The 16,601-nt window shown below is 55.9% G+C and carries 9 protein-coding genes and 1 pseudogene; 5 read left to right on the top strand and 5 right to left on the bottom strand.

Translation table 11 applies throughout. The features are described 5' to 3' along the window. Positions 1-7: 7 nt before the first annotated feature. Positions 8-3,415: a DEAD/DEAH box helicase gene (locus FHS90_RS09015; protein ID WP_182512795.1), complete on the bottom strand. Its 3,408-nt coding sequence runs from the start codon at positions 3,413-3,415 to the stop codon at positions 8-10. Positions 3,416-4,015: 600 nt separating this feature from the next. Between FHS90_RS09015 and FHS90_RS09010 the strand changes: the two genes are divergently transcribed. Beyond that, on the top strand, positions 4,016-5,017 hold the full coding sequence (locus FHS90_RS09010; protein ID WP_182512794.1) for a glycoside hydrolase family 43 protein: 1,002 nt from the start codon (positions 4,016-4,018) through the stop codon (positions 5,015-5,017). A 300-nt stretch (positions 5,018-5,317) separates the two neighbouring features. Further along, the gene (locus FHS90_RS09005; RefSeq protein ID WP_246386807.1) at positions 5,318-7,519 is read left to right on the top strand and encodes a M3 family metallopeptidase; all 2,202 of its coding nucleotides are present in this window, start codon (positions 5,318-5,320) and stop codon (positions 7,517-7,519) included. 976 nt (positions 7,520-8,495) lie between these two features. Here FHS90_RS09005 and msrB read toward each other — a convergent pair. Next, a complete protein-coding gene (msrB, locus tag FHS90_RS09000) occupies positions 8,496-8,978 on the bottom strand; it encodes a peptide-methionine (R)-S-oxide reductase MsrB (RefSeq protein WP_182512792.1) in 483 nt (160 codons plus the stop codon). 286 nt (positions 8,979-9,264) lie between these two features. Here msrB and FHS90_RS08995 point away from each other — a divergent pair, with 286 nt between their 5' ends. Together FHS90_RS08995 and FHS90_RS08990 are read left to right on the top strand one after the other, a co-directional pair. Further along, the gene (locus tag FHS90_RS08995) at positions 9,265-10,824 is read left to right on the top strand and encodes a DUF3943 domain-containing protein (RefSeq protein WP_182512791.1); all 1,560 of its coding nucleotides are present in this window, start codon (positions 9,265-9,267) and stop codon (positions 10,822-10,824) included. A gap of 232 nt (positions 10,825-11,056) precedes the next feature. Next, the gene (locus FHS90_RS08990) at positions 11,057-11,494 is read left to right on the top strand and encodes a hypothetical protein (protein WP_066836518.1); all 438 of its coding nucleotides are present in this window, start codon (positions 11,057-11,059) and stop codon (positions 11,492-11,494) included. 295 nt (positions 11,495-11,789) lie between these two features. On the opposite strand, the gene FHS90_RS08985 is transcribed toward FHS90_RS08990, so the two are convergent. The 3 genes and pseudogenes from FHS90_RS08985 to FHS90_RS22740 form a co-directional block, all read right to left on the bottom strand. After that, on the bottom strand, positions 11,790-13,178 hold the full coding sequence (locus FHS90_RS08985) for an MBL fold metallo-hydrolase RNA specificity domain-containing protein (protein WP_182512790.1): 1,389 nt from the start codon (positions 13,176-13,178) through the stop codon (positions 11,790-11,792). 188 nt (positions 13,179-13,366) lie between these two features. Beyond that, on the bottom strand, positions 13,367-14,083 hold the full coding sequence (locus FHS90_RS08980; protein WP_066836520.1) for a VIT1/CCC1 transporter family protein: 717 nt from the start codon (positions 14,081-14,083) through the stop codon (positions 13,367-13,369). A 50-nt stretch (positions 14,084-14,133) separates the two neighbouring features. Then, positions 14,134-14,907, bottom strand: a pseudogene (locus tag FHS90_RS22740) (DUF6544 family protein). A gap of 1,184 nt (positions 14,908-16,091) precedes the next feature. Between FHS90_RS22740 and FHS90_RS08965 the strand changes: the two are divergent. Continuing rightward, on the top strand, positions 16,092-16,571 hold the full coding sequence (locus FHS90_RS08965; protein WP_182512787.1) for a vitamin K epoxide reductase family protein: 480 nt from the start codon (positions 16,092-16,094) through the stop codon (positions 16,569-16,571). The last annotated feature ends 30 nt before the right edge of the window (positions 16,572-16,601 follow it).

Here is a 16,601-nt window from a genome sequence, read left to right as displayed (position 1 = left end):
GTTTTTTTTAGTCCCACCCCAACAACGCCAGCAACTCCTGCTTGCTTATAGCCTTCAGCATGCCGCCGTCGGTCTTGACCAAATCATTGACCAGTTCCTTTTTGCTGGCCTGTAGTTTCTGCATCTTTTCTTCCACGGTGTTAGGGCAGATGAGCCGAACAGCCACCACGTGCTTGTCCTGCCCGATGCGGTAGGTGCGGTCAATGGCCTGGTTTTCCACGGCGGGGTTCCACCACGGGTCTACCAGGTACACATAGTCGGCGCGGGTGAGGTTGAGGCCCGTGCCGCCCGCCTTGAGGCTGATGAGGAACACCCGCACGTTATCCTGCTCCTGGAACCGCGCCACCGCGCCCTGTCGGTCTTTGGTCTGGCCGGTGAGGGTCACGTAGTTGATGCCGCGCGCTTGCAGGGCTTGTTCAATCAACTGCAGCATAGACACAAACTGGCTGAACACCAGGATCTTGTGGTGCGGCGCCTTGCTTTCAATCTGCTCCAGCAGCACCTCCAGCTTCGCCGAAGGTTCGCCCACGCCCGCATCATCGGGCAGCAGGGCGGGGGAGTTGCAGATTTGCCGCAGGCGGGTGAGCCCGCGCAGCACGTGCATGGGGTGCTTCTGAATTTCCTCTTCGGCCTGGGCCGAGATAAACTCCCTGATTTCGCGCTCATGCGCCGCGTAGAGTTCGCGCTGCGCCGTGCCCATCTCGCAGTACAGCACCATCTCGGTCTTGGGCGGAAGCTCCTGCGCTACCTGCTCTTTGGTGCGCCTGAGCAGAAACGGACTAATTTTCCGCTGCAATTCTTTAGCCCGCCTGAAATCTTTGAACTGGTCAATGGGTTTGGCGTAAATGTCCCGGAAATAGCGCTGGTTGCCCAGCAGCCCCGGGCACGCGAAACTCAGCTGCCCGTACAGGTCATAGGTGTTGTTTTCCAGCGGCGTGCCCGTGAGCACCAGTCGGTTGCGCGCCTGCAAGAGCCGCACCGCGCGGTACCGCTGGCTCTGCGGGTTCTTGATGTTCTGGCTCTCGTCCAGCACCACGTAGTTGAAGCGGTAGTTCTTGAGCACGGCAATGTCTGAGAGCAGCGTGCCGTAGGTGGTGAGCACCAGTTCATAGCCGTCCAGCTGCGGCAGGTGCTGCACCCGCCCGTTTCCGTAGAGCGTGAGCACTTTTAGGCTGGGCGCGAATTTGGCCACCTCAGCCTGCCAGTTGAACAGCAGCGAGGTGGGCACCACCACCAGGTTGGTATTGCGGTCTACCTTGCCGCGTTGCCCCAGCAGAAACGCCAGCACCTGCACCGTCTTGCCCAACCCCATGTCATCTGCCAGACACCCCCCGAAGTTGAATTGGTCTAGGAAGCTCAGCCAGTTGAGGCCCTGCCGCTGGTACGGCCTGAGGGTGGCCCGCAGTTCTTCTGGAATGGGTACTTCCTCAATGGCTTCAAAATGGGTGAGTTTCTGGCGGTAGAGCGCCAGTTCACCGCGCACTTCCTGGCTCAGCACCTCTTCGTCGTAGAGCTCTTCAATGAGAGGAAAGTTCATCTTGGGCGTGCGCAGGCGTTCGCCCGCCAACTCACCCGCGCTGAAGTAGCGTTGCAGCCGCTCCAGCCACTCCTGCGGCAGAATGCCCTGGCTGCCATCGTCCAGCGTCACGAAGCGCTGCTTGTTGCGCAGGGCTTTGTGCAGCGCCTTGAGTCCCGCCTTCTGCTGCCCGAACTGCACATCTATAGAGGTGTCAAACCAGTTGATGCCGCTGGTCACTAGAATAGAAATCTTGGCCTTGTGCGGACTCAGTTTCAGGCTCTGTAGTTCCTTGAAGCCCAGCAGCGTGATGCCCTGCCCGCGCCAGCTCTCGAAGGCCTCCAGAAACCAATCATCTAGCAGGAAGCGGCTTTTGTGCAGGTAGAAAGAGTCCAGGTGCAGCTGCTCGTTGAACAGCGGGTGCTCCCGCAATACCGCTGACGTGAATTTGTGTTCCGCCTCGCGGTCACGCACCACGGTAAAACTCTGGCCCAGCGCATCTTTGGCGTAAATCTGCTTCTGCGTGAACACCGGCACCTCTACGTGCCCATACCGCATGACCGGCGTAAACAAAATAAAATCCTGCGATTCTGAAATGTACAACAGCCGCTCCAGGTTCAGGTCAAAGCCCTGTTCTTCCAGTTGCTGCGGCGTGGCAGGTTTTAAAAACGAATAGGAGATTTTGAGGCGCGTCTCCAGATTGGCCAGCACGGTCTCCCTGAACTCCTCAAACTTAGAGGCGTGAATGAGCACCCGCTGCCCCCGCTTCTGGAAGAACTCCACCACCCGCCGTACATCTGGGTTGTAGAGCAGGTACAGCTTCTTCTGCACCTCCAGGAAATGCCCATACCGAAGCGGCAAACGGTGCAGGGGGTACGGCTCGCCGTCAATCAGGAACTGCGGCAGCACGTAGTAGAAATTCTCCTGCGCCTGCACCTCCAGCGTCAAATCCAGCGGCGCGTTTCGCAGCTCCACGGGCTCCAGCGCGTTGGCGCTCAGTTTGCCTTGGTTTTCAGATTTCTGGGCGAAAAACGGCAACCCCAACGGGTTCTGCACCAGCGCCTTGAGCGCCTCCAAATCGGCGGCCGTGGTCTCGTTGTCGTAGTTGTTCTGGAAGCGGGAGAGGCCCGTGTAGAACTTGAGCACCTCGGGCTCGTTGCTCTGCCAGATAAAGTCCAGCGGGTTCACTTGTTTGAGCGGATTCTTGATATTGCCCGACTGCGCCACCGCCGCCTCCAGCAGCTCTACGTGCAGGTGCTTGTAGTATTTGTGCTCGCCCAGCACCACAATTCGCTGCGTGTTCTGGTTCGGCTGCGCCGAAGTGGGCGTGGATTGAAACGGTAATTTCGGCTGCTCAGGCGCCAGCTTTTCCTTTAAAAACGCCTGCGTTTCGGGCGTAATGGGCAGCAGCTCTGGTAGCCTCGGTTTTATCTGCAGCCCCTGCGGCGTGTACTCCAGCGTGAAGTACGCATCCAGGTCGGCTTCCTCTTCCAGCCCGTACTCCTCGGCCTTGGCCTGGAGCTTTTGCCTCCTGAGCTGCGCATCAAAGAACACCCGCCACTCGGGGCGGTGCTGGAGCGCCTGCACCACCTGCACCATGTGTCCGCACAGCATCTTCTTTGGCGTCTCGCACCCGCACGACAACAGCAAAGAATCAGCCTGCTGCACCACCGCCACACCCGGGAACTGCAAATACAAATACGTGCCTTCAAACGACGCCGCATTGACTTCTATCTGCACGGGCTGAATTTGGAACCCCGGCGTTTTGCCGTTCAGAACCTCTGCCGGCGCATGCCGCGCCAGCACCGCATACGTGAGCGTGGCAATAGTCTCTGGCAGGCGGTAGTCGGTGGGGTGCACAGGTTTGGCAGGGTTTGATGTTTGGTGCGGGACGTTCATGGTGTTGGGAGGGTGAAGGTACGGAAAAAAGGGAGACCTCACCCCCGGCCCCTCTCCCACAGAGAGGGGGGATTTTTGCTTTTCTGTTTTGGGGCTGTTTTCGGGAAAACAGCGCCAAAACGCAATTCACCTTTTCTTACTTCCTTTACATAAGGAGATACTCCCCCTTGAAGGGGGCGGAGGCGGATGTTGACTCCTGCCGGTTTACGCATTTCAGATATTCCTCCTGTAGAGACCAGGCACTGCCTGGTCTCTGACGCATTGCCGATATTCCCCTCCCTGGAGGGGTAGGGGTGGGTTCAGGAGGGCCCACAATGCTTCTTTGCTTGAACGTAAGTAACAGAGTATTTGGCGGCAGCTATTGGCACAGACACTCGCAGGTCTGGGAGACACTGCGAGGTCATAGGGGCAGGTGGTGGCTTAGGGCTTTTAGGCTTACAAGATAGGCTCCCACTGGGGAATGGATATGAGCTATGCGTAGGAGACAAGGCGATGCCGGGTCTCTACAGGTGGCTTTAAATGACTGCTTTGCCTAAAACTTCCCGTTTCCCTTTTTCTTTATACCTTACTCCTTCAAACCTTTCAAAAACTACTACTTCCATGAAGAAATGGCACTCCCTCTGCCTGGCCGCTGTCCTTACCGTTGGCTTTGGTGCCATCACTGGCTTTGCGCAGGCGCAGAAGAAGACTGCGCAACCAACCGCTGGGAACCCCATCTTTCCCGGTTGGTACGCTGACCCCGAAGGCATCATTTACGGCAAGCAGTACTGGGTTTTTTCCACGTATTCAGACCGGTACCAGAAGCAGGTGTTCTTTGACGCGTTCTCTTCAAAAGACCTCACCAGCTGGACCAAACATAGCCGTATTCTGGATACGGCTGCGGTGAAATGGGCCAAGAAAGCCATGTGGGCGCCAGCGGTGATTCAGAAAGGGAAGCAGTATTTCCTGTTCTTCGGGGCGAATGATATCCAGAGCGACCAGGAACTGGGCGGCATTGGCGTGGCCGTGGCCGAAAAACCAGAAGGGCCTTACAAAGATTACCTGGGCAAGCCGCTGGTAGACAAGTTCCATAACGGCGCCCAACCCATTGACCAGTTTGTGTTCAAAGACAAAGACGGCCAGTACTACCTGATCTACGGCGGCTGGCGGCACTGCAACATTGCCAAACTTAAAGATGATTTTACCGGTTTTGTTCCGTTCGCAGACGGCACCACCTTCAAGGAAATCACCCCCCAGAACTATGTGGAAGGCCCCGTGATGTTCATCCGGAACGGGAAGTACTATTTTATGTGGTCAGAAGGCGGCTGGACCGGGCCCAATTATTCAGTGGCCTACGCCGTGGCCGACTCTCCGTTTGGGCCGTTTGAGCGGGTGGGCAAGGTTCTGCAGCAGGACCCCAACATCGCCACTGGCGCGGGGCACCACTCGGTGATGCAGGTGCCGGGCAAGGACCAGTGGTACATTGTCTACCACCGCCGCCCACTGGGAGAAACCGACCGCGACCACCGCGTGACCTGCATAGAGGAAATGCACTTTGATGAGAAGGGCATGATCAAGCCCGTCAAATTGACGCATGAAGGGGTGAAGCGGAACAAGCTGTAAATCCTATCGTCTCTTACTGTTATTATTACCTGTTTTCGGCCTGTTTTGAGAAAAGTAGGTCAAAAATGCAGAAACTATACTTCTACTCGTGCAGATACTCCCCTCCTTGGGGGGGAGGTGTATATGCCTGCCACCGCTTCACCGCTTCCTCAAAAGGCCTCGTAGCGTCTGCAAGACCTGCGAGCGTCTGTGCCAACGAAATCCTTTCACGCAATAATTTCTTACCTTAGAGGTTCTAACAAACAACCGTTTCTGTAAAAGAAACGAACTTGAAGTATATTTTCTATGACCAAAAAACTGATGATAAAGGCCATAAAGCCTTCTTTGCTATTCCTGCTGGCGGTGATGGGGTGTACGTCTACCCAGCCGCAGCAGCCTGCCTCAACTGAATCTGCCACGCCTCCACCAACTGCCCAGATGAAACTTCCCGCGTTTGACAATGACCTCCTCAAAGAGTGGCTGGGGCCGTACGGCGGCGTGCCGGCCTTTGATAAAATGGACCTGGCGCTCCTGAAACCGGCCATGGAGCGGGGCATGGAACTGCAGTTGGCTGAGATTGACCGCATCACCAACAACCCCGAAGCGCCCACCTTTGAGAATACCATTGAAGCGTATGAGCAGGCGGGCTCGGCGCTGGGCCGGGCCATGACCTATTACAGCATCTGGAGCAGCAATTTGTCCACGCCCGAGTTCCGGAAGATTCAGGCCGAGCTGGCACCGAAGCTGTCAGAGTTCCGGTCTAAGATTTCGCAGAACCCTAAGCTGTTCGCCCGCATCAAGGCCGTGTATGACCAGTCGCAGAAAACGCCGTTGCCCGCAGACCAGCAGCGCGTGGTGCAGCTCATTTATGAAGACTTCGCCATGGACGGCGCGGGGTTGAGCGCAGAGGCGAAGCAACGGTACGCCGCTATCAACAAAGAACTGTCCAGCCTGTACACCTCGTTTGCGAACAATACGCTGGCCGATGAGGAGAAATACGTGACCTACTTCACCAAAGACCAGCTGGGCGGTTTGCCCGAAAGTTTTGTGAAGGCCGCTGCCAAAGCCGCCGCTGACCGCGGAAAACCGGGCCAGTACGCCGTCACCAACACCCGCTCCAGCATGGACCAGTTCCTGACGTATTCAGACAACCGCGCCCTGCGCGAAAAAGTCTGGAACACCTACTACTCCCGCGGCGACAACGGCGATGCGTCTGACAACAACCAGAACATCACCAAAATTCTGCAACTGCGTGACGAGCGTGTAAAACTGCTGGGCTATGACACCTACGCCGATTGGCGCCTGCAGAACCGCATGGCCAAGAACCCCAAGAACGCCATGGCCCTGATGGAGGCCGTATGGCCCGCTGCCCTGGCCCGCGTAAAAGAGGAAGTGCGGGATATGCAGGCCGTTGCCAACAAAACAGGCGCAAAGATTACCATTGCCCCCTGGGATTACCGCTATTACGCTGAGAAAGTGCGCAAGCAGAAGTATGACCTGGACTCTGAGGAAGTGAAGCAGTACCTGGAGCTGGGCAACCTCACGCAAGCCATTTTCTACACCGCCGGCGAGCTGTTCAACTTCAACTTCACGCCTGTGCCCGAAGGATCGGTGCCGGTGTTCCATGAAGACGTGAAGGTCTGGGAAGTCACCGATAAAACTACCGGCGAGCACATCGGCCTCTGGTATCTGGACCCGTTCGCGCGTCCGGGCAAGCGGTCGGGGGCGTGGGCCTCGCCGTACCGCAGCCACACCACGTACAAAGGCAAAGAGACTGTGCTGGCGTCTAACAACTCCAACTTCGTGAAACCCGCGCCCGGTGACCCGGTGCTGGTTTCCTGGGATGATGCCACCACGTTTTTCCATGAGTTCGGCCACGCGCTGCACTTCCTGTCTTCCAACGTGAAATACCCTACCCTGAACGGTGGCGTGCGGGATTATACTGAGTTCCAGAGCCAGCTGCTGGAGCGTTGGCTGTCTACAGATAGGGTGATTAACCAGTTCCTGAAGCACCACAAAACCGGGCAGGTGATGCCCCCGGCGCTGGTGGCCAAAATCAAGAAAGCGTCCACCTTCAACCAGGGCTTCGCGACCACTGAGTTCCTGGCTTCGGCGCTGATGGACCTGAAGTACCACACGCTGTCTGACCCCACTGGCCTGGACCCAGATAAATTTGAGCGCGAAACCTTGGCGGCCCTGAACATGCCCAAAGAAATTGTGATGCGCCACCGTTCGCCGCACTTCACGCACGTATTCTCCGGAGAAGGTTACGCCGCCGGTTACTACGGCTACCTTTGGGCAGACGTGCTCACTTCAGATGCCGCCGAGGCCTTTGCCGAAGCGCCGGGCGGGTTCTATGACAAAGACGTGGCCGCCAAACTGGTGAAATACCTCTTCGCGCCGCGCAACTCCATGGACCCCGCCGAGGCCTACCGCCTGTTCAGGGGCCGTGACGCCAGGATAGACGCCCTCATGCGTGACCGCGGCTTTCCGGTGCCAGGCGAGAAGGCGAAGAAAAGGTAAGTTGATTTCTGGCTTCGCCTGATGTTTTACTGCTGCGTTTTCGGCCTGTTTTTTCAAAAACAGGCCGAAAACGCAGCAGTTTTTTTATGGAGTGTTGCAAGTATAAGGCTATGCGTGAAACCCACCCCAACCCCTCCGAGGAGGGGAGTATCAGGAATGCTTGCTTTGGCAATTAAGGGTGGACGGGAAATTGCGTTTCTGGGCTATTTTGTGAAAAGTAGGCCAAAAACAGGAGTTTAGAGTACTGGTAACTTTGACGATTGAGACGTTAGTGTGGGTGCATTGCCCATCTTTCCTTCGTCTGTTGAAGTGAGGAAGTTGCTTTTGGGACTTACCACGTTAGGCAAGGAAATAACTTCCGCGCCGTAGGTAGGCTATAGATTAAACTTGTATGGCTTATAGGAAAGTATGAAGGTAAGTATAAATGTGCTGTTCGGGAGTTCTACTCCCGAACCCGCCTGCCGGGGAGTTCCACTCCGCCGGGAACCACGGGCAAAAGAAGGGGAGTGGAACTCCCCGGCCGGGTGTTTCCGGAGTAGAACTCCGGAAGAGCGGAAAGAGCGAGGTAGAACTCCGGAAGAGCGGAAAGAGCGAGTTTCAGAGCTTGTAGCGGTGTTCATTGCTTCACGGTTCAGCATCAGTGCTGTTCGGGATTTGTGATCCCGAACTTAAGTACCTGGCGGATTTGCAATCCGCGGCTTTTGCGGGGCAAATACTCTGGGACGGGGGTTGCAAATCCCTGGAGTACCTGCTTCCGGATTGAAAATCCGGAAGAGCGGAGAGAAAGGAGCTTAAAGAGCGAGAAAGTGGAATGTGATGTATTCCATCACGCCAATCGTCTCTCTAAATAAAATTCCCCTCCCTGGAGGGGTAGGTAAGGCGCAATACCGGCTGCTAAGAAGGTCGTTTACTGCAATTAGTAAAAGCAGGCCCTTGGTGTAGGTTCCACGCAATATCAGTGGCTAAAAGGAAAACTTTAATTATTTGCAGAAGCCTCCTGTACAGATCCATCGGTTTCCTCAATCCTCGCCAAACTTTCAGAATTGATACAGTACCGCAGTCCAAATGGCTCCGGCCCGTCTGGAAACACGTGGCCCAGGTGGCCGTCACAGACATTACACTGTACCTCAATGCGCTGCATGCGGTGGCTGTTGTCAAAGAGGTATTTAATAGCACCCTTGCTGGCGGGTTGGGTGAAACTGGGCCAGCCGGAGATGGCGTGGTACTTAGTGGCAGCGTGAAACAGCAGGCTGCCGCAGGCGGCGCAGACGTAGCGCCCCGGGTGGTAGGAGCGGCAGTAGGCGTTGCGGTAGGGGGCTTCAGTGCCTTTGAGCCGAAGAATCTGGAACTGGGCGGGTGTCAGGTGCTGCTGCCATTCTTCTTCAGACTTCTCCACCCGGCGGGGTGGTTCCGGGTTGCCGTATTTGGCAAACGTAATTACATCTTTCCAACGGAGCATAGGCGGGCGGAAGGTGGTTTCTGAAAAACGTGGGAATGGGGAGAGGGTTGTAGGCAACGGGTTTACCCAAGGGGGCACCAGGTTCTGTTTTCGGGCTGTTTTTCTGAAAACAGCCCGAAAACAGAAAAATAACCAGCTGCATTTAAAGGGTTTAGGTGGGGCAGCAAGGGCTACGGCCACTTTTACCGTGTTTATACGTAGAACGCGTGTAGGTACAGGCGACACCTCCTGGGCATGCAGGCGCATGGCGGGGGGGCATACTCTGCCTGCCCCACACCCCATTTCTATGAGACTATTCTACACCCTGTTTTTCTGCCTTTGGTCAGCAGTATTATTGCAGGCACAGGTGATTACCGCCCCAGATTCCATCAAGCCTGGCTTGGGCAACCGGGAGCAGCAGCTAAAGCGAATCAAAGAACGGCAGAAACGGCTGTTCAGAGACTCTGTGGGCGGCACGGAGCCCGCCAACACCTTTCTGCTGGACACCACCCTGTTCAACAAATACGGCGACCTGCTCCATGACGACCCTGAGTACAACCCGCGCCAGCCCCTCTGGAAACCTGTGGCGCAGGTGGTGGGCATCAATGCCGTCTTTATGGGCTATAACCGGTTCATTGCCAAGGCAGACTACGGCTACGTGAGCACCCAGTCCTGGAAACGCAACCTGCGCACCGAACCGGAATGGGACACAGATGAATTTGGGATCAACTTCATTGGCCATCCGTACCAGGGCACCCTCTACTTTAACGCCGCCCGTTCGCAAGGCTATACTTACTGGCAGTCACTGCCCTTCGCCGTAGGCGGAAGCCTCACCTGGGAGTACTTTGGCGAGAACACCCTGCCGTCTTACAATGACCTGATCTATACGCCGCTGAACGGCGCCGCCCTGGGCGAAATCCTGTACCGCTTGAGTTCCAACATCCTAGATGACCGCACCACCGGCCGTGAGCGCATGATACGGGAGGTAGCTGCCGGGCTGGTAAACCCAATGCGCGGCCTGAACCGCCTCCTGCAGGGCAAAACCCGGCAGGTAACCAACAGGGAGGTCTACGAGAAGGAACCCATCAACCTGACGTTCTTTGCCGGGGTGCACCGCCAGAACCAGGAGCAGGATGACGTCTTCGGCGACGGTGACACCAAGGTGATGTTCAACGCGCAGCTGGACTACGGCAATCCGTTTGAAGTGCAGAAGCGCAAACCCTTTGACCTGTTCCGGTTGCGGGTGGAACTGAGCGCTGGGGGCAAAGACACTACCGCGGGGGTGATCAACAACATCACGGGCTACGGCATTTTGTTCGGCAGAAACGGCAAACTGGGTAAAATGGACCTGCTCACTGGTTTCTTTCAGTACTATGATTACTGGAACACCCGTAATTTTGATCTGGGTGCCCTGGGTTTTGGCGGAGGCCTTTTTACGCGTCTGCCGCTGAGCAAGCAGGTGAACCTGTACAACAACCTGCATCTGGGGGTGATTCCGCTGGCGGGCAACAGTACCCGTTTTGCACCAGATGAGAATGGCCTCAGGAACTATGTTTACACCACCGGGTTGCACGGCAAGCTGGAAAGCACCCTGAGCCTGGGCCGCTACGCCTCGCTTGCCTTTGTCTACTACCACTATTGGCTGAACACGTTTGAGGGGCTGGAGGGCTCCAACTCCATTGGCATTGTGCGGCCCCGTGCCACGGTGAGGCTGTTTAAGAACGTGAGTCTGGGGTATGAGCATTTTGGGTACACGACCAACCGGAGGCTGGAAGCCTACCCTACGCAGCGCTCAGTGATCACTGACCAGAAGATCTTCCTGCAGCTGTTCCTGGAAGATTCGCAGCGCCGGGGGCGGTATCAATAAAGTGACTATATCATGAAAATTATGTTAAATTTATGATAGGCTTTTGTCCCCAACCTTGAAGAACAGGTATCTGTTTTGGGGCTGTTTTCAGAAAAGCAGCCCCAAAACAGATACCTGTTCTTTTTCTAGGGGGATTACTTTTGCCAGTGGGCGTGAGGGGGGGTGGGTTTCTGTGTGCTTCGTCTTACCTTTACGGGAGAATCTCTTTTGGCAGGAGGTGAATGTAAAGACTATGAAAGCAGTAGGCAACATCAAGGCCATTACCCAGCAGCGGAGCAGTAAGCTGGCAAACGTGGAAATTCACATCAGCTCGGTGCAGTACGTCACCAGCAAGAAAGACGGGCGGTATTTTCAGGATTACGCCTATGAGGAGGAGCTGGAGACGCCGCTGGTGATTACCGGTGACTGCCTCGCCCGCGCTGACAAGAACAAGCAGCCCGAAGGGGATTTCGAGTTCAACGTCTATGACAAGGTAGACGGGGAGTACGTGCTCAATGAAAACAAACGCCTGGAGGTAACGGTGGTGTATGACTTTGAAGAGGATGTCACCATTATCAGTGCGCTAGATTATACCGTCACCCTTCCGCCCGCTGAGTTTGAGCAGTTCAGGAAGGAGCGGGAAAAGGAGAAAGGCTTCAAACAGACCAAAACCAGCCGTAAACGCTTCTAAAACCCTCACTGAGCGCAGCCACCAGCTACACCTAAAAGCCGTTCCTCTTGCAAGGGAACGGCTTTTAGGTGTAGCTGGTGGCGCTTGTGCTGGGGTTGATCTGCAACCAGGGGCAAAAAAGCATTGCCCACCCCATAAAATTATCTCAGACTCCCCCGGCCGTTTGTAAATGGGCAGAAATGACACGCTGCCAGATGGCTGAAAGGCATAGCGGCTCTGCCTCCCAGGCCGGGGCAAGCCAAAAGAGGGAAGCGCCTTTACTTCTAGGCTGTTACGCCGGGCAGGCTGTTTTCCCTTACTCCACTGGTTGGGGAAGGGTGGTGACGAACTGCTCGTTCCGCTGGGGAATAGCGCACTCCCACCCCAGGGTTTCGCGTATTTTCTTCTGTAAGCCTGCTGCTGCATCAGGCTCGCCGTGTACCAGGAAAATCTGTTCTGGGGCGGTCTGCAGCTCGCTTAGCCAATCCAGCAGCTCCTGCTGGTCGGCATGGCCAGACAACCCCTCCAGGCTGCACACGTCGGCTTTGACGGCATAGGTCTTGCCGTAGATTTTGAGCTCTTTGGCACCGTCTTCCAACTGCCGCCCCCGGGTGCCTTCGGCCTGATACCCCGCCAGTAGAATGGTGGTAGCCGGGTTTTCCAGGTACTGGGTCAGGTAGGTGAGAATGCGGCCGCCGGTGAGCATGCCACTGCCGGCAATGACAATCTTCGGCTCCTTCCGGTCAATGATTTCCCAGGTCTCCCTGAAAGAGGTCACAATCCTGATGTCTTCACACATTTGCAGGCAGTCCTGGGCGGTGAGCTTGTGCCAGGACTGGGACTGGTAGAACACCTTGAGCACATCGGCGCCCATGGGGGTGTCTAAGATGACGGGGATAGAGGGCAGGGCATGCTCCATCTTCAGTTGCCAGAGCAGGTACATCAATGCCTGGGCCCGCTCTACCGCGAAACTGGGAATGAGCAAGGTGCCTTTCTTGGCCAGGGTGTTGGTGATGACTTCCCGGAGCCGCTCCTTGGTGCTTTCTGTGGGGTGCAGCCGGTCCCCATAGGTGCTTTCCAGCAGGAGAATGTCGGCTTTTTCTGGCTTGTGGGGGGAAAAGAGCAGTACATCTTTGGGGCGGCCCACATCACTGGAGAAAACCAGGCGCTTGCCCGCCACGTCCAGCTCCAGAAAGCAGGCCCCCAGTAAGTGGCCGTTGTACCGGAACCGGCAGCGCAGTTGGTCGCCCAGCGGAATCCATTTGTCCTGCGGTTTCATCCTGAACGCCCTAATGGTTTTCTCCACGTCTTTTAGCCCGTAGAAGGGAACCGCCGGGTGGTGCTTTGAATACCCTTGTTCGTTGGCCTGTTTGGCCTCTTCTTCCTGTATTTTAGCGGTGTCTTTGAGAATGATCTCTGCCACGTCCAGGGTGGGGGCAGTTGCCCAGATCTCGCCGCGGTAGCCCAGTTGCACCAGTTTAGGCAGGTACCCGGTATGGTCCAGGTGCGCGTGGGTGAGCAGCACCACATCTATCCCCTGTGGGGGAAAATCCGGCTCCTCCCAGTTCAACAGCCTGAGTTCTTTTTTGCCTTGGTAGAGTCCGCAGTCAATGAGAATGTTCTTGCCGCAAGCGGAAAGCAGGTATTTGGAGCCGGTCACGGTGCCGGCAGCACCCAGGAACGAAAGGGAAAGCTGGTTTTTCATAGCGATGGCAGAAGTAGGTGAGGTTTTAAATGCCCAAAGATCCTTTCACAAGTAAAACAAAGGGATGATGTAACTCAATACCCCACCTGATGTTGGTCACCAATGATGTGCGAAGGCGGTTTCTGTTTTAGGACTGTTTTCTGAAAATCAGCCCTAAAACAGAAACTGCGGGGTGGGCACCAGTTGGGCTAGATCCCTTTGAGCAGAGTCCCCACCAGGTAAGCCAGCGAAGCGGCGGCCCCACCCAAAAGAAGGGTCTCTAACCCTGACCAAACCCATTTCTTGTTCACAAACCTGCTCTTGAGAGCGCCTATGCCAAAGAAAGCCACCCCGGTACTCACGCTGCTCCACCAGAAGGGGTGGGAGAGGGGCGCCGAAAAAAAGTAATTCACCAGAAACGGAAGCACCGGAAGCGCCCCTATGCCTAAAAAAGCCCCAAAGGTGGCCAAAGCAGCCTTGTGCGGAGAGGTTTTGAGGCTGCCGCCCCCGTGCGCGTCCTGTAGAAGCGCGTCTGCCCACAAGGCCGGGGTGGCGGTAATGACCTGAACGGCCTGCTCCAGCATTGACCCTTGCAGCCCTTTGGTGGCGTAAAGCTGCATAACCTGTTCCCGCGCCCTGTCTGGGTGCTGCGTAATCTCCACCATGATCTCCTGTTGCCGTTTCAGGAGCTGTTGCTGTTCGGCTTTGGTGCCCAGGTAGTTGCTGATGGCCATACTGAACCCGTCTGCAAACAGATTGGCCAGCCCCAGTACCACCACTATCTGCGGGGAAAGATTGGCCCCGGCCACCCCGGAAACCACGGCAAAAGTGGTGACGGCCCCGTCTACCGCGCCATATACCAGATCTTTCAAGTACTCAGGATTTTTGGGTTTGGCGGGTACGTTGGTTCGGAATGGTATCATCATTTTTTAGCTATGGGTTAGGGGCTGGGGGCGTGTTCAAAAGGGAAACGGTGCTATGGATGCTGCTGGTGCCAGTTTTTGTTGAACGCTGCCCCCGTGATCTGAATCTGATACCAGGGGAAGTCACCCGTCTTAAGTTTCCAGGTGATGGCGGCGTGGGCAGGAATCCGGATGCCCTGAAAGGTCTGATAGCCGTTTTCAGGCACCGTGACCACCCATTTTTCCAGCGTGGGGCCGGTAGGCCGGTCATAGTATCTCAAGGCTTCAAACCGGGTCACATCTCCAGCCGGGGAATACGTGAACGTACCGGTTGCGGTCACTCCCGCATAGGTCATGGTTACCGCGGCATGTGTATCATCCACAGGTTTCCAGCTTAGGTAAGGGCTGACGGCGGCAGAGGGGAACCATACCATTTCGGCCAGGTACCTGAGCAGGGTGCCCTGGTCTATCTCGGGGCCCTGGGCATCTGCCACGGGGTACAGAGAGAGCAGTTTAATGAGCATGTGCCCTTTTCCGCGTTAATATTTATCACGTCCGGCCAGGTGTACCATGGGAGCCGCCTGAACCTGGGCCACCCACAGGAACCCCGGGGTGTCAACGGTGAAGAACTGCTCTGCCTGTACCGGCATCCAGGCCCCGTCTGGCGAGGTGCGCAATTGCCCCTGCTGCTGCAGATAAGCCGTCTGAAGGGGCTGTTTCCCCACCACGTTAGACCGGTGCAACCATCTCTGGACGGGGGCAGGAAGATGGGCGACCTGGTTGGGGGAAAGGGGATCGGCTGGTTCAGCCGGAGCGGTCATAAACGGCCCTTTCTCTGCCTGCACCATTTGGCTGAATTGCCACTGCCCATACGCCACCACCGTCACAACCAGGAGTAAACCATTGGCGAGGGTGCCATATTTGGCGTCTTGCCAATATAGAAAGATCAGGCACTGTGACAGCAGAATGGCCCCCGCAGACCACAGCCACCAGCTTTCCTTCCTGAGGAGGTACAAAAGCGCTGCTATGGCAAACAACAGACAGGCTACGAGCCAGGCAATACCCGACGCCTTCGCCTGCGCCGGGCTCAGGGGAACGGAGGTTTTGCCCGTTAGCAGGTGCTTTGTGGTTAAATGGAATTCCTTAACAAAGCCCAGTAGGTGAATAAGGGCGTGGAGCACCAGGAGCAATATGAAACCGAGCCGAGCCATAAATTGAATGCTTTGAAACCGAGGTTGCGGTGCGGTAAAGTTACCTAAGGCAAGAGGGACTCCCTAATGATGAAAATCACCCCGGTACATGATCTGCCTTAGCGGGCTCTCCTCGCCCAGAAGGAGATTGGTTGCTCCAGCCTTTCCGGCAGGGGCACCCTCTTTGGGCATCAAGAGAAGTAAAAATAGGGAAAATCTTGTAGTGCTGGAGCAATCAGGGGAGGAAAGGGCGGAGGTATGGTTAAATCCCTCTGGCTAGCTGAGGAGCTGCCGCTTAAGCCTGCGCTGCCGTAAAACTGAGAAACGCCGGATTAATACACCCGTCTGTTTTAGGGCTGTTTTGGCCAAAAAAGCCCTAAAACAGAAAATAGTAAGAAGCAAAAGCCGGTGCTGACCGGCTGGAGCCGATGAAAATAAGAGCTTGTTTAAATTTTGATTTTGCAAGCGAAAACGGGGAGCGAAAGGTTCTGGCGAAGCGTTTTTTGAGCAGCATAGCAGCGCTATGGTGCGAGAAAAAGGCAAAGTCAGGTTCTTTTGATACCCGTTTGCAGCGCGAAAGACAAATTTAAACATGCTCTAAACTGCTTCACGTCTGGAGAGCATAGCTTGAAGTTTGATTTGTAGAGGCTTCTGTTTGGAGCTGTTCTTTTGAAAACAGGCCGAAAACAGGAGTGTACGGTTGATGTCAATCAGGGACGCTTGACACGAAAGAGAAACGCGGAGATTCAGAAAACTGCGCAGGTGATCAGGTTGTGGTGCCGTTGCAGGAATCCAGCCATGGGAGTGCGCCGTACATGAACGGGTACCAAACCTCAGAAACCATGGAAAAGCAGTCCACCGCCATTGACCGCATCAGAGAAGACCAAAGCCCAGCCGCGCAGCAGCGGCGCACCGTAGCCGCCCTGGCCGCCGTCGGTATTGCTGATTTCAGCCTGATCTCTCTGCTGCAGATGGGGTATTTCCAGTCGCTCCCTGATCTGCCGGGCAAGGTCTTTGACACCAAGAAAGTGAACACCTCCCAAGACGCGGTGCTGCTGGGCATGCCTGACGGGGTGATCAGTCTGGGCGGGTATGTGATGACCATGTTGCTGGCCACGGCGGGAATCCGGTTTCAGAAGAAGTCCCGCTTGCTGGATTGGGCACTGGCGGGTGTGGTGGCGGGGCAGGCCGTTGGGGCGGCGCAGTATCTGTATAAAATGGCCTTTGTGCAGAAGAAAGTCTGCCTCTACTGCGTGGCCGGGGCGGCTATCAATTTTGCGGCGCTCAAGCCGGTGGTGGCGTTGCTCAAAAGCAAGAGGTAACCAGAAGCTATCTCCTAAATAGAAGGCTTG

The sequence above is a fragment of the Rufibacter ruber genome, from assembly GCF_014138425.1.
In the GTDB taxonomy this organism is placed as follows: Bacteria; Bacteroidota; Bacteroidia; order Cytophagales; family Hymenobacteraceae; genus Nibribacter; species Nibribacter ruber_C.
This window is presented reverse-complemented; position numbering and strand designations above follow the sequence as displayed.